22 protein-coding genes are annotated in these 25,518 nt (G+C 65.0%); 14 read left to right on the forward strand and 8 right to left on the reverse strand.

Translation table 11 applies throughout. From position 1 onward, the window contains the following. Positions 1-239 precede the first annotated feature (239 nt). The gene (locus tag SO140_RS38240) at positions 240-1,001 is read right to left on the reverse strand and encodes an SDR family oxidoreductase (RefSeq protein WP_449383703.1); all 762 of its coding nucleotides are present in this window, start codon (positions 999-1,001) and stop codon (positions 240-242) included. Between the two features lie 86 nt (positions 1,002-1,087). Between SO140_RS38240 and SO140_RS38245 the strand changes: the two genes are divergently transcribed. Next, positions 1,088-2,617 carry a malonate--CoA ligase gene (locus SO140_RS38245; protein WP_449383704.1) on the forward strand — a complete coding sequence of 510 codons (1,530 nt, stop codon included), beginning with the start codon at positions 1,088-1,090 and terminating at the stop codon, positions 2,615-2,617. Positions 2,618-2,782: 165 nt separating this feature from the next. Here SO140_RS38245 and SO140_RS38250 read toward each other — a convergent pair whose 3' ends face one another. After that, positions 2,783-3,643, reverse strand: a complete 861-nt coding sequence (locus SO140_RS38250; RefSeq protein WP_449383705.1) for a sulfite exporter TauE/SafE family protein — start codon at positions 3,641-3,643, stop codon at positions 2,783-2,785. A 505-nt stretch (positions 3,644-4,148) separates the two neighbouring features. Between SO140_RS38250 and sdhC the strand changes: the two genes are divergently transcribed. The 10 genes from sdhC (at position 4,149) to SO140_RS38300 (ending at position 15,870) form a co-directional block, all read left to right on the forward strand. Further along, the gene (gene sdhC, locus SO140_RS38255; protein ID WP_449383706.1) at positions 4,149-4,547 is read left to right on the forward strand and encodes a succinate dehydrogenase, cytochrome b556 subunit; all 399 of its coding nucleotides are present in this window, start codon (positions 4,149-4,151) and stop codon (positions 4,545-4,547) included. Continuing rightward, the gene (gene sdhD / locus SO140_RS38260) at positions 4,544-4,948 is read left to right on the forward strand and encodes a succinate dehydrogenase, hydrophobic membrane anchor protein (protein ID WP_449383707.1); all 405 of its coding nucleotides are present in this window, start codon (positions 4,544-4,546) and stop codon (positions 4,946-4,948) included. Before sdhC ends, sdhD begins: the two co-directional genes overlap by 4 nt. A 3-nt stretch (positions 4,949-4,951) precedes the next feature. Further along, positions 4,952-6,802 (forward strand): succinate dehydrogenase flavoprotein subunit, encoded by a 1,851-nt coding sequence (gene sdhA, locus SO140_RS38265; protein WP_449383708.1) that lies wholly within the window; start codon positions 4,952-4,954, stop codon positions 6,800-6,802. 113 nt (positions 6,803-6,915) lie between these two features. Next, positions 6,916-7,698, forward strand: coding sequence for a succinate dehydrogenase iron-sulfur subunit (locus tag SO140_RS38270; RefSeq protein ID WP_449383709.1), 783 nt, complete (start codon positions 6,916-6,918; stop codon positions 7,696-7,698). A 193-nt stretch (positions 7,699-7,891) separates the two neighbouring features. Next, positions 7,892-10,030, forward strand: a complete 2,139-nt coding sequence (locus SO140_RS38275) for an ATP-binding protein (protein ID WP_449383710.1) — start codon at positions 7,892-7,894, stop codon at positions 10,028-10,030. Positions 10,031-10,085: 55 nt separating this feature from the next. Beyond that, positions 10,086-12,044, forward strand: coding sequence for an ABC transporter ATP-binding protein/permease (locus tag SO140_RS38280; protein WP_449383711.1), 1,959 nt, complete (start codon positions 10,086-10,088; stop codon positions 12,042-12,044). A gap of 62 nt (positions 12,045-12,106) precedes the next feature. Continuing rightward, a complete protein-coding gene (locus tag SO140_RS38285) occupies positions 12,107-12,931 on the forward strand; it encodes an FkbM family methyltransferase (RefSeq protein ID WP_474802987.1) in 825 nt (274 codons plus the stop codon). Positions 12,932-12,955: 24 nt separating this feature from the next. After that, on the forward strand, positions 12,956-13,342 hold the full coding sequence (locus SO140_RS38290; RefSeq protein ID WP_449384707.1) for a VOC family protein: 387 nt from the start codon (positions 12,956-12,958) through the stop codon (positions 13,340-13,342). Positions 13,343-13,428: 86 nt separating this feature from the next. After that, on the forward strand, positions 13,429-13,671 hold the full coding sequence (locus SO140_RS38295) for a hypothetical protein (RefSeq protein WP_449384706.1): 243 nt from the start codon (positions 13,429-13,431) through the stop codon (positions 13,669-13,671). 177 nt (positions 13,672-13,848) lie between these two features. Next, the gene (locus SO140_RS38300; RefSeq protein ID WP_498543852.1) at positions 13,849-15,870 is read left to right on the forward strand and encodes an OmpA family protein; all 2,022 of its coding nucleotides are present in this window, start codon (positions 13,849-13,851) and stop codon (positions 15,868-15,870) included. A 167-nt stretch (positions 15,871-16,037) separates the two neighbouring features. On the opposite strand, the gene argG is transcribed toward SO140_RS38300, so the two are convergent. The 6 genes from argG to SO140_RS38330 form a co-directional block, all read right to left on the reverse strand. Next, complete coding sequence (gene argG / locus SO140_RS38305; protein ID WP_449384432.1) at positions 16,038-17,375, reverse strand: argininosuccinate synthase; 1,338 nt, start codon at positions 17,373-17,375, stop codon at positions 16,038-16,040. A 95-nt stretch (positions 17,376-17,470) separates the two neighbouring features. After that, positions 17,471-18,247, reverse strand: a complete 777-nt coding sequence (locus SO140_RS38310; RefSeq protein WP_449384433.1) for a phosphatase PAP2 family protein — start codon at positions 18,245-18,247, stop codon at positions 17,471-17,473. 48 nt (positions 18,248-18,295) lie between these two features. Further along, entirely contained in the window at positions 18,296-18,784 is a 489-nt protein-coding gene (locus tag SO140_RS38315; RefSeq protein WP_449384434.1) for a hypothetical protein, read from the reverse strand. A gap of 100 nt (positions 18,785-18,884) precedes the next feature. Continuing rightward, entirely contained in the window at positions 18,885-20,096 is a 1,212-nt protein-coding gene (gene rlmN, locus SO140_RS38320) for a dual-specificity RNA methyltransferase RlmN (protein WP_449384435.1), read from the reverse strand. Positions 20,097-20,298: 202 nt separating this feature from the next. Further along, positions 20,299-20,949, reverse strand: a complete 651-nt coding sequence (locus SO140_RS38325) for an invasion associated locus B family protein (RefSeq protein ID WP_449384436.1) — start codon at positions 20,947-20,949, stop codon at positions 20,299-20,301. Between the two features lie 126 nt (positions 20,950-21,075). After that, positions 21,076-21,915 (reverse strand): SDR family oxidoreductase, encoded by an 840-nt coding sequence (locus tag SO140_RS38330; RefSeq protein WP_449384437.1) that lies wholly within the window; start codon positions 21,913-21,915, stop codon positions 21,076-21,078. A 122-nt stretch (positions 21,916-22,037) separates the two neighbouring features. On the opposite strand from SO140_RS38330, the gene SO140_RS38335 reads away from it, so the two are divergent. From SO140_RS38335 to SO140_RS38345, 3 genes are all read left to right on the forward strand, one after another. Next, positions 22,038-23,012 (forward strand): NADPH:quinone oxidoreductase family protein, encoded by a 975-nt coding sequence (locus tag SO140_RS38335; RefSeq protein WP_449384438.1) that lies wholly within the window; start codon positions 22,038-22,040, stop codon positions 23,010-23,012. Positions 23,013-23,458: 446 nt separating this feature from the next. Next, entirely contained in the window at positions 23,459-24,346 is an 888-nt protein-coding gene (locus tag SO140_RS38340) for an SEL1-like repeat protein (RefSeq protein ID WP_449384439.1), read from the forward strand. Positions 24,347-24,384: 38 nt separating this feature from the next. Continuing rightward, positions 24,385-25,518 (forward strand): TAXI family TRAP transporter solute-binding subunit (locus SO140_RS38345; RefSeq protein ID WP_498543853.1); only part of this gene is annotated, 1,134 nt, incomplete at its 3' end.

Below are 25,518 nucleotides of genomic sequence, written 5' to 3' on the forward strand. Positions count from 1 at the left end.
GCCGAACTACGGGAGGATTCGGCGAGCGGTTTCGGGGAATAATTTATTGTGATGCGTGAAACTTTGCGTGGGGGTTTCCGTGTGAGGGCGCGACGGGCGCCAAGCACGCCAGTGCCGTAGGCTGGGCAAAGGCGCGCAAGCGCCGTGCCCACCACTTAAGTCCAGATTCGCTGAAAAATGGTGGGCACGCTTCGCTTTGCCCACCCTACGACACTGAGAGTATTGCACGGTCGAGCATCTCAATCCCTGCTGAGCGGCGTCTGGATAAACCCGCGATTGTGGGTCGGGCTGATCAGCACCTCGTTGATGCAGACGCGCGGCGGCATGGAGGCGATGAAGGCGATGGTGCGGCCAAGATCTTCGGACTGAAGCATCCTCGCCTGCTCCTCCTCGCTGGGCACCACCGGGCGCTGTTTCAGAATGGGGGTGGCCACCTCGCCCGGCATCAGGCAGCAGGCGCGCAGGCCGTTGACGCACTCGTCCATGTTGAAGGAATGGGTCAGTGCCAGCACCGCATGTTTGGTCGTGGTGTAGGCCGGCCCCGGCATCTTCGAGACGTGGCGGCCCGCCCAGGACGAGACATTGATGATGCAGCCGTCCTGCTGCTTGCGCATCGGCGGCAGCACCGCGCGCATGCAATAGAGCACGCCGTTGAGGTTGATCTCGACGAGCTTGTCCCAACCCTCCAGTTCCAGGTCGTTCCAGCTTCGCTTGCGAACGTTGACGCCGGCGCTGTTGACCAGGAGGTCGATGCGGCCGTGCCTGGCCAGGATCTGATCGGCCGCCTTCTGGACATCGGCGGCAATGCTGACGTCGAGCGGGATCGCCTCCGCGGCGCCTCCGGCGTTGGTGATTTTGGCGACCACCGCATCCAGCGCGTCCTTGCGCCGCCCGGACACCACCACCGTCCAGCCGTCAGCGGCAAGCGCCTCCGCGCCGGCCTCCCCGATCCCGCTGCCACCGCCCGTGACCCAGGCCGCGCGTTTCCTTTCCTTTGTCATGCAAACTGTCTCCGTTGCTTCATCGGGGCGGTTTTTGCTAATCCAGCCCTCGGTTTTGACCGGCCTTCGCCTTTGAGGAATGTTGCATGAACCAAGCTGCCAACACCAATCTGTTTTCCCGCCTGTTCGATGGCCTGAAGGATCCGACGCGGCTTGCGATCGAGACCCATGACGGCGGCCGCATCACCTATGGCGAGCTGATCGCACGCGCGGGCCAGATGGCGAATGTGCTGGTCGAACGCGGCGTAAAGCCTGGCGACCGTGTCGCGGTGCAGGTGGAAAAATCCGTCGCCAATATCGTGCTGTATCTGGCAACCGTGCGGGCCGGCGCGGTCTATCTGCCGCTCAACACGGCCTATACGCTGAACGAGCTCGACTACTTCATCACCGATGCCGAACCGTCGCTGGTGGTGTGCGATCCCTCCAAGGCCGACGGCATCGCCGCGATCGCCGCTAAGGTGAAGGCCAAGGTCGAGACGCTCGATTCCAGCGGCAATGGCTCGCTGACGGACGCCGCCGCGAAGGCGAAGAGTGAGTTCGCCACCGTGCCGCGCGCGAACGATGACCTTGCGGCGATTCTCTACACGTCGGGCACCACCGGCCGTTCCAAGGGCGCGATGCTGTCCCACGACAATCTCGCCTCGAACTCGCAAACGCTGGTCGACTACTGGCGCTTCACCGACAAGGACGTGCTGATCCACGCGCTGCCGATCTACCACACCCACGGCCTGTTCGTGGCGATCAACGTCACGCTGTTCGCCCGGGCCTCGATGATCTTCCTGCCAAAGCTCGATCCGGACCTGATCATCAAGCTGATGGCGCGCGCCACCGTGCTGATGGGCGTGCCGACGTTCTATACGCGTCTTCTGCAAAACCCCGCGCTGTCGCGCGAGACGACGAAGCACATGCGCCTGTTCATCTCGGGCTCGGCGCCGCTGCTGGCCGACACCCATCGCGAATGGTCGGCGCGAACGGGCCATGCGGTGCTCGAGCGCTACGGCATGACCGAGACCAACATGAATACGTCGAACCCCTATGACGGCGAGCGCGTGCCCGGCGCGGTCGGCTTCCCGCTGCCCGGCGTCTCCGCCCGCGTCACCGATCCCGAGACCGGCAAGGAGCTGCCGCGTGACGAGATCGGCATGATCGAGGTGAAGGGACCGAACGTCTTCAAGGGCTATTGGCGCATGCCGGAGAAGACCAAGTCCGAATTCCGCCCGGACGGCTTCTTCATCACCGGCGATCTCGGCAAGATCGACGCGAAGGGCTACGTCCACATCCTCGGCCGTGGCAAGGATCTCGTGATCTCCGGCGGCTTCAACGTCTATCCGAAGGAAATCGAGAGCGAGATCGACGCCATGCCGGGCGTGATCGAATCCGCCGTGATCGGCGTGCCGCATGCCGATTTCGGCGAGGGCGTCACGGCGGTCCTTGTCTGCAACAAGGGCGCTGAGGTGAGCGAAGCCTCGGTGTTGAAGGCGCTCGACGGCCGGCTCGCAAAGTTCAAGATGCCCAAGCGGGTGTTCGTGGTCGACGAACTGCCGCGCAACACCATGGGCAAGGTGCAGAAGAACGTGCTGCGGGATACGTACAAGGATATTTACGCGAAGAAGTAGGTTGCGGTCTCTAGCCACCACAGACGCTGTCATGCCCCGGCTTGACCGGGGCACCCAGTACGCCTTGGCTTCTCGGTTCAATCACTACCGTCGCTGGAATACCGGATTGCCCGCCTTCGCGGGCAATGACCCTTGAGTGTGGGGCGTGCGCTTTGCCGCGAGCCGTCACTGTCCGCCCACCAAGCTCATCACGAACCGGCTGCCAACGATAAACAGATAACAGCCGAACGCGGCCTCCAGCGTGCGCTTCGACATCGCATGCGCGGCCTTAACGCCGAGCGGTGCGGTGACGAGGCTCATCGGCATCACCAGCACGGCTCCGATCAACGAGACAAAGCCGAGCGCGAACGGGAATTGCAGGGCTGCGACTGACGGAAAACGCGCGGCCGCCGGCCAGCCGGCATAGATGTAGCCGAGCGCGCCGGGGATCGAGATCAGCACCGCCAACGCCGACGACGTTGCGACCGCCTGATGGATCGGGCGGCCATAGAAGGTCATCAGCAGATTGGAGAACAGGCCGCCGCCAATGCCCATCAGGGTCGAGAGGATTCCGACCACGAAGCCGTAGATGCGCATCAGCGGGCCTGTCGGCAGGTCGTCACCGAACTTCCAGGTTTCGCGCGCGAAGATGAGGCGGGCCGCGGCGGAATAAGCGACGGCGACGAAGACGATCTTGAACAGCCGCTCCGGCGCGTAGCGCGCGACCACGCTGCCGGCGATGACGCCGATGACGATCGGCAGCCACCAGACGCGCAGAATCGTCATGTCGACCGCGCCGCGCTTGTAGTGCGCCTGGAACGAGCGGATCGAGGTTGGGATGATCACCGCGAGCGAGGTGCCGACACAGAGCGGCATCCGCACCTCCAGCGGCACGCCGGCAATGCGGAAGCATTCGTAGAACACGGGGACGAGGATCGCCCCGCCGCCGATTCCGAACACGCCAGCGAGAAAGCCCGAGAGCGCACCAACCGCGATGAGCAGCAGCGCCAGCTCGACGATGTCCTGGAGATTGAGACCTGCAATCACGCGAATCGTATCCCGGCACGCCGGCGACGCGCCTCCCGGCCGTGCGCAACTTGTAGGCTATCCTGCTCGCGTGGTCGTCAGCGGGAAGCGACAGGCGCGGAATGCGGGACACGCATATCGGACGCGCCCTGGCGAGGTGTTGGAGGGGAAAACGGGTCAAGCGACGTGCGCAGAGGGCTCTTTCGCGGTTCCCCCGAGGCTGTTTTGATCCCACTTTGCAGTATGAACGGACTGGTTCGCATGACGACGATCCTCTTGCGATTTCAAGTCGGGAGACGAGCGCCAGAAAAACTGGCTACAAATTCACTCCTTCAACATCCCGATCTCGCTCTGGTATACCGAGCCCCTGATCAGTCTTGGTTCGTCGCCGCTCTAAAGCTGAACGACGGTTCGCTTTATGGCGATTTGGTGATTGCGCGGATAGATTCGACTCCGTAAATAGGGCCGACCTTTCGCGATCCCCGCGCGCCCCATGCTGGGCCGCAATAAAACACCAAAGCCGCCCATGACCGCACGGATCGAACGACCGCTTTCACCCCACCTGCAAGTCTACCGCTGGACGCTGACGATGGCGCTGTCCATCGTCCACCGCGCCACCGGTATCGCCCTTTATGTCGGAACCCTGCTGCTGGCCTGGTGGTTGATCGCCGCGGCCTCCGGCCCGGCGGCGTACTCCCATGTGCAGGCCTTTACCGGCAGCATCATCGGACGGCTGATCGTGTTCGGGTACACTTGGGCGCTGATGCACCACATGCTGAGCGGCATCCGGCATTTCGTCTGGGACCTCGGCTATGGCTTCAAGGCCAATGAGCGCGAGGCGCTCACCTGGGGCGCGCTGATCGGCGGCATCACGCTGACTGTCCTGATCTGGATCATTGCCTACGCGATCGGAGGCGGACGATGAGCTCGACCGATACGCCCAAGCGCAGCATGCGCACCCCGCTCGGCCGCGTCCGCAATCTTGGCGCCGCGCATTCCGGCACGTCTGACTTCTGGCGCCAGCGCCTCACCGGCGTCGCCATGACGCTGTTGATGCTGCCCGTGATCGTCGTCGTCATGATGCTGCTCGGCCGCAACCAGGCGGGCGCTGCGCAGATTCTCGGCTCGCTGCCGATCGCGCTGATTCTCCTGCTCTTCATCTTCGCCAGCGCCTGGCACATGAAGATCGGCATGCAGGTCGTGATCGAGGACTACGTCCATAACGAGAAGGTGAAGCTCGTTGCGGTCATGCTCAACAACTTCTTCTCGATCGCGGTGGCGCTCGCTTCGACCTACGCGATTCTCAAGCTGTCATCCGGAGTGTAACCCATGGCTACCGGAACATCGGCCGCCACCACGAATGGCAAGGGCAACGGCGCTCCCGCCACCAACGGAAAAGCCTATCCGATCGAAGACCACACCTATGACGTCGTCGTGGTCGGCGCCGGTGGCGCGGGCCTGCGCGCCGTCGTCGGCTGCAGCGAGGCGGGCCTGCGCACGGCCTGCATCACCAAGGTGTTTCCGACCCGTTCGCACACCGTCGCGGCGCAGGGCGGCATCTCCGCCTCGCTCGGCAACATGCACAAGGACGACTGGCGCTGGCACATGTACGACACCGTGAAGGGGTCGGACTGGCTGGGCGACCAGGACGCGATCGAATACATGGTGCGTCACGCCCCCGAAGCGGTCTACGAGCTCGAGCATTGGGGCGTGCCGTTCTCGCGTACCGAGGATGGCAAGATCTACCAGCGTCCGTTCGGCGGCATGACCACGGAATTCGGCAAGAGCCAGGCGCAGCGCACCTGCGCCGCCGCCGACCGCACCGGTCACGCCATGCTGCACACGATGTATGGCCAGTCGCTGCGCCATGCGGCAGAATTCTTCATCGAGTTCTTCGCCATCGACCTGATCATGGACGACCAGGGCGCCTGCCGCGGCGTGATCGCGCTGAAGCTCGATGACGGCACGCTGCATCGCTTCCGCGCCCAGACCACGATCCTGGCGACCGGCGGCTACGGCCGCGCCTATGCGTCCTGCACCTCGGCCCATACCTGCACCGGCGACGGCGGCGGCATGGTGCTGCGCGCCGGCCTGCCGCTCCAGGACATGGAATTCGTGCAGTTCCACCCGACCGGCATCTACGGGTCGGGCTGTCTCGTCACCGAAGGCGCGCGCGGCGAGGGCGGCTATCTCGTCAACTCCGAGGGCGAGCGCTTCATGGAGCGCTACGCACCGTCGGCCAAGGACCTCGCCTCGCGCGACGTCGTCTCGCGCGCGATGACCATCGAAATCCGCGAGGGGCGCGGCGTCGGCAAGAAGAAGGATCACATCTTCCTGCACCTCGACCATCTCGATCCAAAGGTCCTGCAGGAGCGGCTGCCGGGTATTTCCGAATCGGCAAAGATCTTCGCCAATGTCGACGTGACGCGCGAGCCGATTCCGATCGTGCCGACCGTGCACTACAACATGGGCGGCATCCCGACGAATTATCACGGCGAGGTGCTGACCAAGAAGGACGGCGACGACAACGCCGTGATCCCGGGCCTGATGGCGATCGGCGAGGCGGCCTGCGTCTCCGTGCACGGCGCCAACCGTCTCGGCTCCAACTCGCTGATCGACCTCGTGGTGTTCGGCCGCGCCGCGGCGCTGCGCTGCGCCGAAAAGCTCACCGCCAACGGCAAGCAGCCGGAGCTGCCGGCGGACTCGGCCGAACAGTCGCTCGGCCGCCTCGACCACTACCGCTACGCCTCAGGCGGCACCCCGACCGCGAAGCTGCGCGAGGGCATGCAGCACGTGATGCAGAACAATTGCGCGGTGTTCCGCACCGGCGAGGTGCTGAGCGAAGGCCAGAACCTGATCCAGAAGGTCCACAGCGGCATCACCGACATCGCCGTGTCCGACCGCTCGCTGGTGTGGAACTCGGACCTCGTCGAGACGCTCGAGTTCGACAATCTGATATCGCAGGCAGTGGTGACGATGAACTCGGCCGCCAACCGCACCGAAAGCCGCGGCGCGCATGCGCGCGAGGATTTCTCCGCACGCGACGACAAGAACTGGATGAAGCACACGCTGGCCTGGCTCGACGATGCCGCCAAGGTGACGATCGACTACCGTCCGGTGCACAACTACACCATGACCAACGACGTGCAGTACATCCCGCCGAAGGCGCGCGTGTACTGAGGAAGAACAACAGTAGCTCGTCATTCCGGGGCGATGCGGAGCATCGAGCCCGGAATCTCGAGATTCCGGGGCTGGTCCTTCGGACCATCCCGGAATGACGAAAGGTTAGAGCAATGGTTGAATTCGCACTTCCGAAGAACTCGAAGATATCAGGCGGCAAGACCTGGCCGAAGCCCGCGGGCGCGACTGAGCTTCGCGAATTCCGCGTCTATCGCTGGAATCCGGACGACGGCAAGAATCCGAGCGTCGACACCTATTACGTCGACACCCACGATTGCGGTCCGATGGTGCTGGACGGCCTGATCTGGATCAAGAACCACATCGACCCGTCGCTGACCTTCCGCCGCTCCTGCCGCGAGGGCGTCTGCGGCTCCTGCGCCATGAACATCGACGGCCAGAACACGCTCGCCTGCACCCGTTCGATGCACGACGTGAAGGACGGCGCGGTGAAGATCAACCCGCTGCCGCACCAGCCGGTGGTGAAGGATCTCGTCCCCGACCTCACCAATTTCTACGCGCAATACGCTTCCGTCGAGCCGTGGCTGAAGACGACCTCGCCGACGCCGCAAAAGGAATGGCGCCAGAGCCACGAGGACCGCGAGAAGCTCGATGGCCTCTACGAGTGCATCCTGTGCGCCTGCTGCTCGACCTCCTGCCCAAGCTATTGGTGGAACAGCGAGCGCTATCTCGGCCCCGCCGCCCTGCTCCAGGCGAACCGCTGGGTGTCCGATTCGCGCGATGAGGCAACCGGCGAACGGCTCGACAATCTCGAGGACCCGTTCCGGCTCTATCGCTGCCACACCATCATGAACTGCGCCAAGGCCTGCCCGAAAGGCCTGAACCCCGCAGAGGCGATCGCCGAGCTGAAGCTGAAGCTCGTCGAGCGGCAAGTTTAAGCGAACTTTATGCATCCGCCGCGGTCGCTGGCGCTGCGGCCGCATTGCTACCTAGAGTAGTTTAACATAGGTCTGCTACTGGCGCATCCTTTGCGGGCGGAGTCGAGCCGGCCGCAACCAAAGGTTCCATTCACAAAGCACTTCCTTCCCTGCGGGAAATTCAAGTAAACTTCGCTTCGGGTCAGGAGCGACTGTGCAGGGCGCGCAACGCAATTCGTTGAAACTGCTACAGTGGATGATGGCGGCATCCCTGGCGCTGCCGATTGCGCTGTTCATCATCGCCTCGGCGATCTCCTATAATTCGACCAACGACATCGCCGACCGCGAGATCGAGCGTACGCTCGAAGTCGCCCACGAGCATGCGCTCAAGGTGTTCGAGACCATCGACCGCAGCCTCGCCGAGCTCAACGAGGTCGTGCGCGGCCTTTCGGACGAGGCGATCCGGTCGCGCGAGGCGGTGCTGCATCTGCGCCTGAAGCGGCTGACCGATTCGCTGCCGCAGCTCAAATCCGCCTGGATCTTCGATGCGCAGGGCCACGCGCTGGTCAACAGCCTGTTGTCGCCGGCGCCGCAGCTCAGCTTCGCGGACCGGGATTATTTCAACGCGCATGTCGACCAGAACATCGGCACCTTCATCGGCACACCGCTGACGCCGCGCCAACCCTACCAGGGCGCCCGCTTCTTCGGCGTGAGCCGCCGCCGCGAATCCGACGACGGCAGCTTCATCGGCGTGATCCAGGCCTCGGTATTTCCCGAATATTTCGAGAGCTTTTATGCGCGCATCGGCAGCGATCCCGGCAGCTTCTTCGCGATGGGGCGGACCGATGGCGTCCTGCTGGCGCATTATCCGCACCTCGACCACGACGTCCGGCTCGATCCCGGCGGGCCGGTCGGCCGCAAAATCGCGCTGAGCCCCGAGCACGGGCTCATGACCATCGCCTGGCCCGCCGACGGCATCGAGCGTCGCATCGGCTACAAGCGCGTCGCCGAATATCCGATCTATGTCAGCGCGGGGCTCGAGACCGCGGCGATCCGTTCGCGCTGGCTCGCCACCATGGGCCAGCACCTGATCTTCGGCCTGCCGGCCACGGCCCTGCTGTTCTTCATCCTCGCGCTGGCATTCCGGCGCACCCAGAACCTCCAGGCCGAAGCGGCACGGCGGCGCGACGCCGAGGAGGCACTCAAGCACAGCCAGCGCCTCGAGGCACTCGGACAGCTCACCGGCGGCGTGGCGCACGACTTCAACAACCTGCTGACCGTGATCCGCGCCTCCATCGACCTATTGAACCGGCCGCAATTGTCCGAGGAGCGGAGACAGCGCTACATCAACGCCATCACAGACGCTGTCGCGCGCGCAGCGAAACTGACCTCGCAGCTCCTGGCCTTCGCGCGGCGACAGACGCTGAAGCCCGAGGTATTCGACGTCGGCGCACGCGTGCAGTCGTTGCGCGACATGATCGCCACGCTGATCGGGCCGGCCATCGAGATCGTGATCCGGCTGCCGGCGGGGTCCTTTCTCGTCAACGCCGATGCCGGCCAGTTCGAGACGGCACTGTTCAACATGGCGGTCAATGCGCGCGATGCGATGCAGGGCCGCGGCAGGATCACGTTCGCGGTGGAGGCCGCGACGGCCGTTCCCGACAGCCTGGCACATCTCGTCGGCAGCCACGGCTTCGTCACCGTCACGGTCACCGATACCGGGTCCGGCATTCCCGCAGGCCAGCTCGGCCGCATCTTCGAGCCGTTCTTCACGACCAAGCAGGTCGGCCACGGCACCGGGCTCGGCCTGTCGCAGGTGTTCGGCTTCGTCAAGCAATCCGGCGGCGAGGTGACGGTTGCGAGCGAGGTCGGCCGCGGCAGCGCCTTCACGCTCTACCTGCCGCGCGTGCCCGCCGAGGTGCTGCCGCAGCGGCAGGCGCCCGACACCGCGCCCGCAATTGCCGGCAGCGGCATGTCGGTGCTGGTCGTCGAGGACAATATCGAGGTGGCCAATTTCGCCGCCGACGGGCTCACCGAGCTCGGTTACAGCGTCACGCTGGTCGACAATGCCAGCGATGCGCTCGCCGAGCTGACCGTGGACACTGATCGCTTCGACGTGATGTTCTCCGACGTGGTGATGCCCGGCATGACCGGGCTCGATCTCGCGCACGCGATCCGCGACCGTGGCATCGACGTGCCCATCGTGCTCACCAGCGGCTACAGCCACGTACTGGCGCAGGACGGCAGTTTCGGCTTCGAGCTGCTGCAAAAGCCCTATTCGATCGAGGCGCTGTCACGCGTGCTGTACAAGGCCGCACGGCTGCGCCGTGTGCGGGATGGGGCGGCAGAATAAGGCAGCGCAACCGGAACAACGAGGAACCGTTTGATTTTCCCTCGCGTTGTTCCGGATGCAGAAGCCGGCCGCTGAGCGCGAAAAGGGCAAGACGCCACCCATTGTCGAGATCGCTGGCGAGAGCGGCGTCGAGGTCGCCCCGCCGCCTCCGGAGCTTCTCGAATCCGACGCGGATTTATCACCTGAGGAGGCCGAGGAGGCGCGCAAGGAATATCTGCTGGCGCGCTTCTGGATCAGTGCCAGGGGATTTTGGGGACAAAATGGCGATCGGCTGGCGTGGCCTTTCTCCATCGGCCTGGTGGTCCTGATCGTCGCCACCGTGGGCTGTCAGTACGGCATCAATGTCTGGAATCGCGCGATCTTCGATGCGATCGAGCAACGCAACGCCGCCACCGTCTTCCATTTGACGGCCGTGTTCTTTCCGCTCGCGTTCGGCAGCATCGCGCTTAGCGTGGCTCAGGTGTTCGCGCGCATGCGCATCCAGCGCCGCTGGCGCGGCTGGCTCACCGCAAGCGTGCTGACGCGATGGCTCGCGAACGGCCGCTACTATCAGCTCAATCTCGTCAGCGGCGACCACGATAATCCCGAATACCGGATCGCCGAGGATTTGCGGATCGCAACGGATTCGCCGGTCGACTTCCTCGCCGGCGTCACCTCGGCGTCGTTGTCTGCCGCGACCTTCATCGTCGTGCTCTGGACCATCGGCGGCGCGCTCACCGTCACGCTCGGTGGATCATCGTTCACCATTCCCGGCTTCCTGGTCGTCGCCGCGATTCTCTACGCGGCGATCGCATCCAGCTCGATCCTGGTGATCGGCCGGCGCTTCGTGCAGGTCTCCGAGAACAAGAACCAGGCGGAAGCCGACTTCCGTTATACTCTCACGCGCGTGCGCGAGAACGGCGAGAGCATCGCCCTGCTCGGTGGCGAGGACGAGGAGCGCGAGGGCATCGACCGCAACTTCACCAACGTGCTCCAGCAATGGGCGCGACTCGCCGGCCAGCATATGCGCACGACGCTGGTGTCGCAGGGCTCGAGCCTCGTTGCTCCCGTGGTCCCTCTCTTGCTCTGCGCACCGAAATTCCTCGATGGCAGCATGACGCTCGGACAGGTGATGCAGGCGACTTCCGCCTTCACCATCGTGCAGAGCGCCTTCGGGTGGCTGGTCGACAACTATCCGCGGCTCGCCGACTGGAACGCCTGCGCGCGCCGCATCGCCTCGCTGATGATGTCGCTCGATGGTCTCGAGCGCGCGGAGCAAGGCGACGGTCTCGGCCGCATCAGGCGTGGCGAAACCGGGAATGAGGCGATGCTCGAATTGCGCGACCTTTCCGTCACTCTCGACGACGGCACCGCGGTGGTCGGTGAAACCGAGGTGGTCATCGAGCCCGGCGAGCGCCTGCTGGTGGCCGGTGAATCCGGCACCGGAAAGAGCACTCTGGTGCGCGCGATCGCTGGCCTGTGGCCATGGGGTGGTGGCAGCGTCAACCTCCACCCCGACCGACGGCTTTTCATGCTGCCGCAGCGTCCCTATGTGCCGACCGGAACCCTGCGTCGCGCCGTCGCCTATCCCGGCGCCGCCGAAGACTGGACGGTCGATGAGATCTGCGCGGCCCTGCGCAAGGTCGGCCTCGATCATCTCAAGGAGAAGATCGAGGAAGAGGGCCCGTGGGACCAGACGCTCTCGGGCGGTGAGAAGCAGCGTCTCGCCTTCGCGCGCCTCCTGCTGCACAGCCCGGACATCGTGGTGCTGGACGAGGCGACCTCGGCGCTCGACGAAAAGAGCCAGGACAGGATGATGAAGATGATCACGGACGAATTGCCGAAGGCGACCATCGTCAGCGTGGCGCATCGCGCCGAGCTCGAGGCCTTTCATAGCCGCAAGATCGTGCTGGAGCGGCACAAGGGCGGCGCCAGGCTCGTGAGCGACGTCGACCTCGTTCCACGCAAGGGCCGGCGACGGCTGCTCGGCCGTTTCCTGCGTCAGCGCAAGGCAACACCGAAAAAGGCGGTCTGAGCGACATTGGAGTTGCTGGCAAAACCGGCTATGCATGCGCCGCTTGCTACGAGGACTTTTGCTTGACGCCCGATACCGACCCCACGTCCGCGCCATTCGGCGCGTTCGCGCCGAATGCGGCGCAGGCTGCGATCATCTCGCTTGCGCACCGCTCCGGACTGAAGCGCGGCGCATTCCGCCCGTGGCTGTCGCGGCTGGTCGATTTGCTGCGCGCAGGTCCGGTCGACGTGCAATATCAGGGCGCCTCGTTCCGCTTGCATCATCAGGCGAGCGCGACCGAGCGCGGCGCGCTGTTCAACCCCGACTATAATCTCGACGAGCTCGACTTCCTGCGCCAGCACACGCCGGCCGGCGGCGTATTCGTCGACGTAGGCGCCAATGTCGGCACATTTGCGCTGGTGATGGCGCGCCATGTCGGCGCGATAGGCAAGGTCATCGCGATCGAGCCGCACCCGGTGACCTTCGCGCGGCTGTCGTTCAACAACGCGGCTTCGGGGTCGAGCCAGGTCCGCCTCGTGCAGGCCGCGGCGGGCGATGCCGACGGCGAGCTGATGATCGAGACCGACGGCGACAATCTCGGCGCCAGCCATGTCGTGACCGGCACGGCGACGGCAAAGGCCATCAAAGTGCCGTCGTTACGGCTGATACGCATCCTCGACGAGGCCGGCGTCACGAAAGTCGATACCCTCAAGATCGACGTCGAGGGCTTCGAAGACCGCGTGCTGATCGGTTTCTTCCGCGATGCGCCGCAAGCGCTATGGCCCCGCGCCGTCGTGATCGAGCATCTGTCACAAAACGAATGGCGCGAGGATTGTATTGCAGACATGGTCGCGCGCGGATTTGCGATCACGCGCAGGACGCGCAGCAACACCTTCCTGTCGCGCTGACGACAACCAGCAACGGAGATTCCGATGATCGATCACATGGGTTTTCCGGTTTCCGACTATGAGCGCGCCAAGGCGTTCTATGCCAAGGCGCTGGCGCCGCTCGGCTACAGCCTGATCATGGAGGTCACGCAGGAGCAGACCGGCCACGATCCCGCCGCGGGCTTTGGCGCCGACGGCAAGCCGGACTTCTGGATCGGCGGCGAAGGCGCGTTGAACAAGCCGGTCCATGTCGCGATTCTCGCAAAAGACCGCACCACGGTGGATGCCTTCTACAAGGCGGCGATTGCGGCCGGCGGGCGCGACAACGGGCCGCCCGGCATTCGCGCACATTATCATCCGACTTACTACGGGGCGTTCGTGCTCGATCCAGATGGTCACAACATCGAAGCCGTCTGTCACGCGCTCGAATAAGCCTGTTCCATCGCCACCATGCGCGGGAACATCGACGCATTGGCAACGTTATCGTCTTTCGAGCAACGACATGTCGATGATGGATGATGCCGATCGAACCCCCGGAGATTCCGCCGGCAACACCGGGCACACCGAGTGAGCCGCCACCAGGAATTCCGCCGGGCAATCCGCAGCCCGATATCACGCCGCCGGTGCGCGAGCCCGGCGAATCACCACGCCCCGATGAATTGCCCGGGCGTGTCCCGGAGGAGATTCCGCCGCGCGGACCGAACGGACCGCGCACGCCGAATCCCGCGACGGATGCGAATTTGTCGCACCGTCACATCTGAGGCGATTGCAAGATGGGCCTGAATGCGCAATGAACGTCGATGTTCTGAAGTGATTTGCATGCAGAAATAAATCGAGACGCGGCTGCTTCGCACGCCACAATCCGGCCTAATGCGTATCCGTTGATCGCAACACTGACTCTCCAAACTCTACAAGAACCTTCCCTAGGATCTCACCACATGACTCAATTTCGCTTCGTGCTGCTTGCCACGACGGCTCTGACCGCGATGCCATTCGCAAGCTCCGCATCGCACGAGCAAAGCGCACCCATCGTGATCGCGCAGGCGCAGGGCGAAGTCGGCCCTGACGGAAAACCGAAGCAGCCATCCCGGGAGCAGCCAAAGGCGCCGGGACAACAACCGCCGGCCGCCCGCCCCACACCGGCCCCGCCGCCTCCGCCGGCAGCCCCTGCGCGTCCCACTGCGCCGCCGCCGACCGCAGCTCCGCCGCACGCACCGTCTCCGACACCGCCGCCTCCCGCGCCGGCCCGGCCGACGCCTCCACCACCACCGCCACCGGCTGCGGCTCCGAAGCAGCCGTCACCGCCTCCGGCGGCGGCCCCGCAGCAGCATGCGCCGACACCGCCGCCTCCGGCCACGGCGCCCTCGCGCGTGGCGCCGACGCCAACACCGCCGCCTTCGGCCGCGCCCTCGCGCGTTGCCCCGACACCGACGCCTCCGCCGCCAGCGGTTGCGCCTCCAGCCCGCGTCGCTCCGACGCCAGCACCTGCTCCGACGCCAGCACCGGCAGCGCCAACGACTCGCGCCACGCCGACACCTGCACCAACTGCGACGCCCGCACCTGCTGCACCGGCGGCACCAACGACTCGTGCCACGCCAACGCCTGCGCCGACTGCGACGCCAGCGCCGGGTGGTACGCCGACCCCGCCACCATCCGGGCGTCCGGGCCCGGCACCGACGCCTGCACCGGGTGTCGCGCCAGCACCGACCGCAACACCCGCTCCCGGCGGAGCCACGCCGCCAACCGGCCGCCAGGGCGCAACACCGCCAGCCGGCACACCGCCTGCGCCGCAGGCGGGCGCCCCGGCCCGGCCCACGCCTCCCGCCGGCGCCGCGGCGCCGACTGTCGTCCCTGGCACGGCAGCCGCAACGCCGCCGCCCAACAGGGCGCAATACGCTCCGCCGACGGTTGCGCCGGCCTTCCGGGCCGCGCCTACGGTCGCAGCACCGCTGCCGCCACCGCCGCGCCCCCCACAGCGTGACCTGACGCCGCTCGCGATCGGCGCAGGCGTGGTGGCCGGTGCCGTGATCGGCGCGACCATCGCCGACTACCGCAACCAGCGGCAGGAGATCGTCGAAGGCGGTCGCACCGTCTACACCGAGCCGGACCGCATCATCATCCGCGATCCAGGCGGGCAGGCCTACGTCCGCGGCAACGATCTCTATCGCTTCCGCTATGGCGCCCGCGACATCCGCAGCGAGACGATCGGCGGCGAGACCCGCACCGTCGTGATCCGTCCCGACGGCAGCGAGGTCATCACCGTGGTCGGTCCGGACGGCCAGTTGCTGCGGCGAATCCGCAGGGACCCCGGCGGGCGCGAGATCGTCATCATCGACAACAGCTACCGCGATCCGCGGTCGGTCGGCGGCTTCTATGTCGACGTGCCGCCGCCGGTGGTCAACATTCCCTACGATCGCTACATCGTCGACGCCCAGGAGGCGTCGCCGGACGTGATCTACGAGACCATGGAGGCACCGCCGGTGCAGCGGATCGATCGGCGCTACTCGCTCGACGAGATCCGTTACAGCCCGAATGTTCGCATGCAGATGCCGAGCATCGACGTCAACACGATCAACTTCGAAACGGGATCGTGGACCATCCCGCCGGACCAGGCTGCAAGGCTGCAAGTGATCGCCGACGGCCTCAACCGGGCGATCCAGCGCAACCCGCGCGAGGTGTTCCTGATCGAGGGACACACCGACGCGGTCGGCAACGACGTCGACAATCTGTCATTGTCGGACCGCCGTGCGCAGGCCGCGGCCGAATTGCTGACGCAGCAGTTCGGTGTGCCGGCGGAGAACCTGACGTCGCAGGGCTACGGCGAGCAGTATCTGAAGGAGCAGACGGACGGACCGAGCCGGATCAACCGGCGTGTCACCATCCGTCGCATCACCCCGCTGCTCAATGGCGGTCAGGCCTCGCTGCCACCGCCGCCGCCCGGCACCGCGCCGCCGCGGTGAGGCGAAGCGTACAAATGGCGAAATGGCCGGGAGCGATCCCGGCCATTTTTGTTTGCTCTCGCGTAGGGTGGGCAGAGGCGCGCTCTTCGCGTGCCGTGCCCCCCACTTCTGTTTACAATCGGGGCAAGATGGTGGGCACGCTTCGCTTTGCCCACCCTACGGGAGCATCACCCCTTGTCGCTCTCGAGCCTGAAGATCTGCGAGCCTTCGCCGCCCGACAGCAAGCCGTTCTCGGTGTAGAGCTTGAGCTTGGTGCGGGTGTCGGCGATGTCGAGGTTGCGCATGGTAAGCTGGCCGATGCGGTCGGCCGGCGTGAACGCGGCGTCCTCGACCTTCTCCATGCTCAGCCGCTCCGGCGCATAGGTCAGGTTGGGGCTCTCGGTGTTGAGGATTGAATAGTCGTTGCCACGACGCAGCTCCAGCGTCACCTCGCCGGTGACGGCGCGCGCGACCCAGCGCTGCGCGGTCTCGCGCAGCATCAGCGCCTGCGAATCGAACCAGCGGCCCTGATAGAGCAGACGGCCGAGGCGCAGGCCGCTGACGCGGTATTGCTCGATGGTGTCCTCGTTATGGATGCCGGTGACGAGGCGCTCATAGGCAATGTGCAAGAGCGCCATGCCCGGCGCCTCATAGACGCCGCGGCTCTTGGCCTCGATGATGCGGTTCTCGATCTGATCGCTCATGCCGAGGCCATGGCGGCCGCCGATCGCATTGGCTTCGAGGAACAGCGCGACGGGATCGGCGAAGGTCTGGCCGTTGAGCGCCGTGGGCTGGCCCTCCTCGAAACGCACGACGACCTTCTCGGCCTTGACGGCGCAATCGTCGCGCCAGAACGGCACGCCCATGATGGGATTGACGATCTTGATGCCGCTGTCGAGGCTTTCGAGATCCTTCGCCTCGTGTGTGGCGCCGAGCAGATTGCTGTCGGTCGAGTACGCCTTCTCCGCGCTCATCTTGTACGCAAAACCCTGGGCGGTCATGAACGCCGACATTTCGGCGCGGCCACCAAGCTCGTCGATGAACTGCTGGTCGAGCCAGGGCTTGTAGATGCGCAGGCTCGGATTGGTCAAAAGGCCGTAGCGATAGAAGCGCTCGATGTCGTTGCCCTTGAAGGTCGAGCCGTCGCCCCAGATGTTGACGCCATCTTCCTTCATTGCAGCAACCAGCATCGTGCCGGTCACGGCGCGCCCGAGCGGCGTGGTGTTGAAATAGGTGATGCCGCCGGTCGAGATGTGGAAGGCGCCAGACTGGATCGCGGCGATGCCTTCGTGGACGAGCTGCGTGCGGCAATCGACCAGCCGCGCCTTCTCCGCGCCGAACTCCATCGCCTTGCGCGGGATCTCGTTGTAGTCGGCCTCGTCCGGCTGGCCGAGATTGGCGGTATAGGCGTAGCAGCGCGCGCCCTTCTGCTTCATCCACAGCAGCGCTGCGCTGGTGTCGAGACCGCCGGAGAAAGCGATGCCGACTTTTTCCCCCTTGGGCAGGCTCTTCAGAATCGTAGTCATGGCGCTTCCAATCGGATCTTAAGGGGCTGATGTCGTCTTCGGTTTGGACTTGCGCGATTATCAAATTTCGCGCGCATGGGCACGCCTTTAATGGCTCACATCGACGCCGCCGGGCCGGTTTTGCGGCCGAACAGGCGCAACCGGAGCCGATAGGCCGGCCAGGCCAAGCGGGTCAGGGCGGCATCGACCGCCTCGTCGGAAAACCGTGTCCGCGGCCAGCGGTAGATCAGGGCGTAGGCGAGCCAGATCACGACGAAGGTGACCAGGCCCGCGATCGAGACGTCGGTGAAGAAGTGCCCGCCGAATGCCATGCGCAGGCCGCTGGTGACGGTACCGAACACGACGGCCGCGGCATAAGCGAGCGGCCGCCAGGGCGGCGGCGCCAACGCCGCCGGCGCCAGCGTCCAGAACGCGGTCGCGCCCTCGCCGGAGAAGAACGAGCAGTTGCGTCCGCAGCCGCCGCGCGGATCCCACCACGGCACGAATGGCAGATCGCCGGCGAACTCGGTCACGACCACCGGGCGCGGCCGTCCCCAATAGGACTTGAAGGCGAGATTGGTGAGGATGCCGGCCGACAGCGTCAGCGTCACCAGAAGGAAGACGACCGTTCGTCCCGAGACCATCAGCGGCCGGTCGGGCCTGATCAGCTTGACCACCAGCGCCACGATCGAGGGAGCTGCGAACGCCCAGGCGATCCACATCGCGGCATCGCGCGCGAAGCTCGCCCAGCCATTCAGCTTGAGCGGAAACGTCTTCGTCTCGGGATCGAAGAACAGCGCGGCGAGCTTGAGATCGAGCTCGGGAAAGACGCCGAAGACGACGCCGATCACGAGCCACAGCGCCAGCGCGATGAAGAGTCCGGTCCGGTTCATGGCGCGCGGTTTAGCCGAGCGGAGAGTGGATGAAAACCCCGCCGCAGCTCATTCCGGCCGCGAGGCGGCGGGCAGCGGCGGGGGCGGCTTGCGCGGGGCCGGCGGATGGCGCCAGGCACCGGCGTTGCGACCGGCGATCATCCAGTAGACGACGCCGGCAACGATGCCAGCTCCAGTCATGATTTCCAGGTGGCGGCGAACGATGCCCTCGAATTGCAGCGTCTCGGGATGAAAGGGAATGAGGCCGAGATAGCAGGCAAGCCCGACGAGCCCGCCGCCGACCGCGTAGGCGAGCGCGCTGCGGATATAGAAGGCCTCGGTGATCGCGACAATGACCATCGCCGGCAACAGCGCAAAGCCGGAGACGAAGATGAAGCCAAAGCCGAGCAGGATGTCGATCGTGCCCTCATCGACGGGACCTGCGCCGAGATCGGAGAATTCCGGAAACAGCAGCGCAGCCACGACGATCATGCCGCCGACCAGGCATGAGACCAGAAAACCGATGAAGATCACGACGAGGCGTCCGATCAATGCCATCGGTCGAATCCATCATCATTGAGCGTGAACAGCACCACATCCCCCGCCGTCATGCCCAACCCCGCCTGTGGCCATGACGGATGTTGATGGCCGCTTCATGTCAATCGGTCATCGCCATCGCGCGCAGCGCCTGACGCTCGCGGGCGGAGAGCTTTTCCGTCTCCGACTTGAGCTGGCCGCAGGCGGCGAGGATGTCGCGGCCGCGCGGCGTACGCACCGGCGAGGAATAGCCTGCGTTGAAGATATATTCGGAGAATTTTTCGATCTGGTCCCAGTCCGAGCATTCATAGGCCGTGCCGGGCCAGGGATTGAACGGGATCAGGTTGATCTTGGCCGGGATGCCCTTGAGCAGCTTCACAAGGAGCCTGGCGTCGTCGAGGGAATCGTTGACGCCCTTGAGCATCACATATTCGAAGGTGATGCGGCGCGCATTCGAGGCGCCAGGATAATCGCGGCAGGCCTGCAACAATTCCGCGATCGGATATTTGCGATTGAGCGGTACGAGCTCGTTGCGGAGTTCGTCGCGCACCGCATGCAGCGAGATCGCGAGCATGACGCCGATCTCGTCGCCGGCGCGCACGATGTTCGGCACCACGCCCGAGGTCGACAGCGTGATGCGGCGGCGGGAGATGCCGATGCCCTCATTGTCTCCGACGATGAGCAGCGCATCGCGCACCGCGTCGAAATTGTAGAGCGGCTCGCCCATGCCCATCATCACGATGTTGGTGACGAGGCGCGTGCCGTTCTCGCGATCGGCCCAATCATTCAGGCGATCGCGCGCCACCATCACCTGCCCGACGATCTCGCCGGCGGTGAGGTTGCGCACCAGCCGCTGCGTGCCGGTGTGGCAGAACGCGCAATTCAAGGTGCAGCCGACCTGCGAGGAGACACACAGCGTGCCGCGATCGGTCTCGGGGATGTAGACGCACTCGACCTCGTGCGCCCTCTCGACATTGTCGCCGCTCGGCAGGCGCAACAGCCATTTGCGGGTGCCGTCGCTGGAGATCTGCTCGGCCACGACTTCGGGCCGATCGACGGTGAAGTGCTTTGCGAGCTCGGCGCGGATGTCCTTCGAGATCGAGGTCATCTCGTCGAAACTCTTGGCGCCGCGGAAATAGATCCAGTGCCACAATTGCTGCACGCGCATCTTGCGCTGCGCGGGCGCAACACCGATCTCGCCGAGGCGTTCGGCCAGCTCGCTGCGCGACAGGCCAATGAACGAGGGCCTCGCCGGCGGCACATAGGTTTCGAGCGGAGTCTTCTCCAAGGGTAGCCCGGCTGCGGCAACGGTATTGGTCAATTGAACGCTCATCGTGGTTCTGGCTTGAGAAAACTCGCCCCCCTCTTCCTGAGGAGCGTGCCTTGCACGCGTCTCGAGGGATGAAGGCCCGGATCAAGCACCTCGGCCCCGCGGTTCGAGACGGCGCTTGTGCGCCTCCTCACCGTGAGGGGAAACAGTGTTCAAATAGGCGTTCGAAAGTCCCCAAACAACGCCAAAATAGCTCGAAACCGCGCTACCGCTTGCAGTCCTGCGCTATACGATCAAGGGCCTGCGCGAGGCCCTTGAGCGAGAAGGTGTCGGAGGTCTCGGTCCCCTTGGCCGAGACGCCCTTGACCACGAGATCGGCGGATTTGCGCATGGCCTCGACCATCCGCTCCTCCTCTGCCGCGTTCTTGATCCAGAGGCCGTCGCCTTGCGTATACATCGCGTAGGACGCGCCCCCGACCTCGAGCGTCGATTCCGAGCCCGGCTTCAGCGCGTAGCCGATCATGACCGAGACTTCGTTGCTGACCTTCTCCGACGGCCGGGTCGAGACGAAGGCGTAGGCCGGATCGCGCGGGCGGTTCGGCGGATTGGTCTTCGATGACGAGGGTTTTGCCAGCGCAAAACAGACTTTCTTGCCGTTTGGCGTCGCCGCATAGGCACCCCAGGTGCCGAACTGGCCGATCAGGGTCGGTTCCGCGCCCCCTGCAATGGCCGGGGGCGGCGTCACCGGCTTGCTCTCGGGCTTTGCGGCCGTCTTGGCAGCCGCGGCCGGCTTAGCCGCTGTTTTGGGCGCCGCTTGCGCCGGTTGCGCGGTTTGCGCGGTTTGCGCGCGCGCAAGATCGGCCGTCCCGCACGCCACCACGCCAGTCATCAAGGATAAAAGGAGCACCCGCCACATTCTGGAGTGGTTCCCTCAATATTGTGACTGGAAGATGGCCCGGTCGGACTTTGTCCCACGGCCAAAATAACCGGTAAGCGCCTGATTCGGAACGAGGTTACAGGGAAGAAAGTCCTAGCCGATGGTCTAACTCTTGGACCTTGCGGCGTGCTGCGCGGCCCATTGCGCCTCGGTCCAGCCGAGCAGGTCCTCGGCGCCGGAACTGCGCAGATGGGCGCCGCCGTCGATCACCACCATTTCGCCATTGATGTAGCCGGCGCGGTCCGACACCAGAAAGCTGGCGAGATCGGCGAGCTCGGCATGCTCCCCGGTGCGGCCCAGCGGATTGCGCGACGTCCAGCCCTCATCGCGGCCCGCCGGGCGCAGCTGGCCGGAGGCGCCGGTTGTCGGGAACGGTCCCGGTGCAATCGCCACGGTGCGGATGCCCTTCGGGCCCCATTCCACGGCGAGGCTCCTGGTCATCGCAAGCACAGCCGACTTCGCCATCGCGGAAGGCACGGTGAAGGCGCGGCCGGTGATGGTCGAGGTCGAGAGGATGGAGAGCACCACGCCCCTGTGTGCGCCTTCGATCCAGCGGCGGCCCGCCGCAAGCGTGCAATACATCGCGCCGTGCAACGTCGGCGCCAGGATCGCGTCCGCCGCACGGAACGAGAGACGCTCGCTCTGCGCGATGAAGGTCGCGGCCGCATTGTTGACGAGGATATCGAGCGGCGCCTCGCGCCAGGTCTGATCCATCAGACAATCGACCGCGGCACCGTCGCGGATATCGCAGACGATGGTCGTGACCTTGCCGCCGATCTCGTTTCGCATCTCGCTGGCCGCAGCCTCGAGGCGATCGAGCTTGCGGCCGCAGATCACGAGCTCGGCGCCGAGCGTGAGGAAGCGACGCGCCATCGCAGCACCGAGTCCGGAGCCGCCGCCGGTGACCAGGATGCGCTTGTCGCTGAGCAGGCCCGTTTCAAACATCGTTTGAATCCTCCGCGCTGTATTGTGGCCCGGCTTCAAATCCGGCAAAAACGAGCCCAACAATAATTCCGATCTCGAAACGCCAACATGTCTACGAACGTGTGTCTCAAGAAGGTGTCGCCATGAAAGCCATCCTCTGCTCGCAATATTGCCAACCCGACGATCTCGTCCTGGCCGATGTGCCGGATCCGGTGGCAGGGCCCGGCGAAGCCGTGATCGCGATCAAGGCGGCGGCGTTGAATTTCTTCGACATCCTGATGATCCAGGGCAAGTACCAGATCAAGCCACCGTTCCCGTTCTCGCCGGCCGCCGAGGTCGCCGGCGTGATCGAGAGCATCGGCTCCGGCGTGACCGATCTGAAAGTGGGCGATCGCGTGGTGGCCTCCTGCGGCCATAACGGCGCGCGCGAGAAGATCGCGCTGCCGGCCGCTTCGATCGTGAAGATTCCGGACAATCTCGATTATGACCGCGCGGCCGGCATCATCATCATCTACGGCACCGCGCTGCATGCGCTTGAGGATCGCGCGAGCCCGAAGCCGGGCGAGACGCTCGCGGTGCTCGGCGCAGCCGGCGGCACCGGCTTGGCGGCCTGCGAGCTCGGCAAGCTGATGGGGCTGAAGGTGATCGCCTGCGCCTCGTCGGACGAGAAGCTCGCCTTTGCGAAAGCGCACGGCGCGGAGCTGACGCTCAATTACGGCAAGGAAGATCTGAAGGAAGGACTGCGCAAGCTCACCGACGGCAAGGGCGTCGACGTCATCTTCGATCCCGTGGGCGGTGCTTACGCGGAAGCCGCGCTGCGCGCGATCGCGTGGGAAGGCCGCTTCCTGGTGATCGGCTTTGCCGCCGGCGACATTCCAAAGATGCCGCTCAATCTCGCGCTGCTGAAGGGTTGCGATATCCGCGGCGTGTTCTGGGGCGCATGGACGCGGCTCAATCCAGCGAAGAACCGTGCCAATCTGGAGAAGCTCGTGAAGTGGACGGCGGAAGGCAAGATCTCGTCCCACGTCGACCGCACCTTCCCCCTGGCGCAGACCGCGGATGCGCTGAAAGTGCTGGCCGGCCGTCAGGCGATGGGCAAGGTGATCCTGCATCCCTGACGTCGCGCGGCTGTTGCCAAACGTTGCTGAGCCTGGCTGCCGTGAGGCGTTAGACGTATACGGAGAAGCCGCGGCGCACTGGATTCCCGGCTTGTCGCCTACGCCGAAGCTTCGGCGAGCCAAGACCTCACGCCCCGGCGAAGCCGGGTCGCGGTGAATGACACTGCAGAACGTGACGAAGCCAACGTGCCACTCTCACACAGCGAATCACCGGATTTAAGGTTAAGGTTCCCTCAACCACTGCGATTAAAATTGCGGTGTGCTCCCCGCTGTTGCCTCAATCAAACCTAAATCTTTCCTGATTCGCACAAACGGTGGTCGTCTTTTGGGCTGAATCGGACGGCGATTTACCGGTTCCAGTGGCGGGGGCTTCTGGACAACCATAAGAAGACTATACCCGGGATGCCCCCAGCGCGTTGCGTTCAGTATTCGGGGAGCATTACACCATGGAGACGACGGCCTACCGTCTGTCCAACACGTCTCGAGCGTTCGACGTCGAGCAAGTGGCGACCGATCCGAACGCCATGCCCTATCATCTGGCACAGGCTGACCGGACCGAGCTTTCGCCGCACGATCCGATCCCGCTGTTTCTGTCCGATCCGCAGGGCACGCCGGATCCACGAGAGTTTACGCCCCGCCGGGTGCGGCGCATTGGCCTCGCAACGCAGATCGTGGCCAGCGTGCTGGCCGCATCCGCGATCGCCGTGCTGGTCGTGCTGTTTCAATCCGACGTCAGCCGCCTGTATGCAGTCTATGCCACGGCCTGGATCGGGAGCGTGTCGGCGGAGCAGCCGACCACACCTCCGGTCCCGGTCGCACGCCAGGCTCCGCTAAAGGACCCGGCCCGGGTGTCGAACCCGATGCAACTCGCGAGCGCAGAAACCCGCGAGGCGATCGCGCCGTCGACGCCGAGCCGCGAGGCGATCGCGACCGCCTACCAGAACGCGCTGCAAGCGCAGACGCCGACACAGGCACCGACACAGACCGCCGCCGCACCCGCCGCGTCGGTCGCGCCACCGCCCGCACCGCCGGCGCCACCTCAGCCCGTCAAAACGCTCGACGCCGATACGCTGGCCGGGCTGATGACGCGCGCCAAGAGCCTGATGGCGATCGGCGATATCGCCGCCGCCCGGCTGCTGCTCGAGCGCGCGGCGAATGCGCAGGACCCGACAGCGGCGTTCGTTCTGGCGCAGACTTTTGACCCAGCCGTGCTCGGCACCAAGGATACGCGCAGCATCACCGCGGATCCGGCCGCTGCACGGAGCTGGTACCAGAAGGCCGCCGCTCTCGGATCCGCGGAAGCACGGGCGCGCCTTACGCAACTTCAAGAATAAGACTTCAAGAATAAGACTTAAAGACAGCAGGGAACATCATGCGTAACGCTCTGAAAGTGGCGCTTGCCGCCATAATTGCGATGTGCGGCCTGTCGGCACGGGCCGAGCAGACCGAATACGACCCCAGCAAGGTCTCGGACAGCCTGAAGGCGATCTTCCAGTTCGGATCGGTCTCGACCAAGCAGGCGTTGAACGCCAACACGGTCACGCTGATCACGGGCACCATCGGCGGCACCTATGTGCAGTTCGGCGCCGACCTCGCCTCCGTGCTCGATGACGGCAACAAGCTGCGCGTGCTGCCGATCGTCGGCCGCGGCTCGGTGCAGAGCGTCGCCGACATCCTGTTCCTCCAGGGTGTCGATCTCGGCATCGTTCGCGCCGACACGCTCGACTATCTCGAGCGCAAGGGGTTTGCGAGCGACATCAAGAAGCAGTTCACCTATGTGACCAAGCTCTACAACGAGGAAATGCAGGTCATCGCGCCGAAGTCGGTTGCGACGCTAAAGGATCTCGAGGGCAAGAAGGTCAGCGTCGACTTGCCCAACGGCGGCACCTTCGTCACCGCGCTCACGGTGTTCGAGCGGCTCGGGATCAAGGCGGACTTCGTCTATATCGAGCAGCGCATCGCAATGGAGAAGCTGAAGGCCGGCGAGATCGACGCGGTGATCGTGGTCGGCGGCAAGCCGTACAAATCGGTCTCGACCTTCAACAATGACGGCCGCTTCCATCTTGCGGGCGTGGACTACGCCAAGCCGCTGCAGAGCGACTACCTGCCCGCAACGCTGACGGCAAAGGACTATCCGAACCTGATCAAGGATGGCGAGACGGTCGATACGATCGCGGTCCCGGCCGTGCTTGCGGCCTATAATTGGGGGCCGAAGACGGATCGTTACCGCAAGATCGCACTGTTCGTGGACGCGTTCTTCACGAAATTCCCGACGCTGCAGAACCCGCCCTTCCATCCCAAATGGAAGGAGGTCTCGCTCGCGGCCCCGTTGTCGGGCTGGAACAGGCTGCCGGTGGCGCAGCAATGGCTCGACAGCCACGGCGTCGAACCGGTCGCGCGCCAGCGCTTCGAGACGTTCCTGAAGCAGAACCCGACGGCGGCAAAGGTGTCCGACACCGACAAGGAAGCGCTGTTCAAGCAATTCCAGGCTTGGGAAGCGCAGAAC

It is taken from the genome of Bradyrhizobium sp. UFLA05-108 (assembly GCF_059803455.1).

Excerpts from the sequence above, each read along its gene's own strand:
- SO140_RS38330 (WP_449384437.1), bottom strand. The coding sequence starts at position 21,915 with ATGTTTGAAACGGGCCTGCTCAGCGACAAGCGCATCCTGGTCACCGGC.
- SO140_RS38295 (WP_449384706.1), top strand. The coding sequence starts at position 13,429 with ATGCCGATCGAACCCCCGGAGATTCCGCCGGCAACACCGGGCACACCG.
- SO140_RS38270 (WP_449383709.1), top strand. The coding sequence starts at position 6,916 with ATGGTTGAATTCGCACTTCCGAAGAACTCGAAGATATCAGGCGGCAAG.
- SO140_RS38300 (WP_498543852.1), top strand. The coding sequence starts at position 13,849 with ATGACTCAATTTCGCTTCGTGCTGCTTGCCACGACGGCTCTGACCGCG.
- SO140_RS38325 (WP_449384436.1), bottom strand. The coding sequence starts at position 20,949 with ATGTGGCGGGTGCTCCTTTTATCCTTGATGACTGGCGTGGTGGCGTGC.
- SO140_RS38315 (WP_449384434.1), bottom strand. The coding sequence starts at position 18,784 with ATGGCATTGATCGGACGCCTCGTCGTGATCTTCATCGGTTTTCTGGTC.
- sdhD (WP_449383707.1), top strand. The coding sequence starts at position 4,544 with ATGAGCTCGACCGATACGCCCAAGCGCAGCATGCGCACCCCGCTCGGC.
- sdhC (WP_449383706.1), top strand. The coding sequence starts at position 4,149 with ATGACCGCACGGATCGAACGACCGCTTTCACCCCACCTGCAAGTCTAC.
- SO140_RS38280 (WP_449383711.1), top strand. The coding sequence starts at position 10,086 with ATGCAGAAGCCGGCCGCTGAGCGCGAAAAGGGCAAGACGCCACCCATT.
- SO140_RS38335 (WP_449384438.1), top strand. The coding sequence starts at position 22,038 with ATGAAAGCCATCCTCTGCTCGCAATATTGCCAACCCGACGATCTCGTC.
- sdhA (WP_449383708.1), top strand. The coding sequence starts at position 4,952 with ATGGCTACCGGAACATCGGCCGCCACCACGAATGGCAAGGGCAACGGC.
- argG (WP_449384432.1), bottom strand. The coding sequence starts at position 17,375 with ATGACTACGATTCTGAAGAGCCTGCCCAAGGGGGAAAAAGTCGGCATC.
- rlmN (WP_449384435.1), bottom strand. The coding sequence starts at position 20,096 with ATGAGCGTTCAATTGACCAATACCGTTGCCGCAGCCGGGCTACCCTTG.
- SO140_RS38240 (WP_449383703.1), bottom strand. The coding sequence starts at position 1,001 with ATGACAAAGGAAAGGAAACGCGCGGCCTGGGTCACGGGCGGTGGCAGC.
- SO140_RS38245 (WP_449383704.1), top strand. The coding sequence starts at position 1,088 with ATGAACCAAGCTGCCAACACCAATCTGTTTTCCCGCCTGTTCGATGGC.
- SO140_RS38310 (WP_449384433.1), bottom strand. The coding sequence starts at position 18,247 with ATGAACCGGACCGGACTCTTCATCGCGCTGGCGCTGTGGCTCGTGATC.
- SO140_RS38290 (WP_449384707.1), top strand. The coding sequence starts at position 12,956 with ATGATCGATCACATGGGTTTTCCGGTTTCCGACTATGAGCGCGCCAAG.
- SO140_RS38340 (WP_449384439.1), top strand. The coding sequence starts at position 23,459 with ATGGAGACGACGGCCTACCGTCTGTCCAACACGTCTCGAGCGTTCGAC.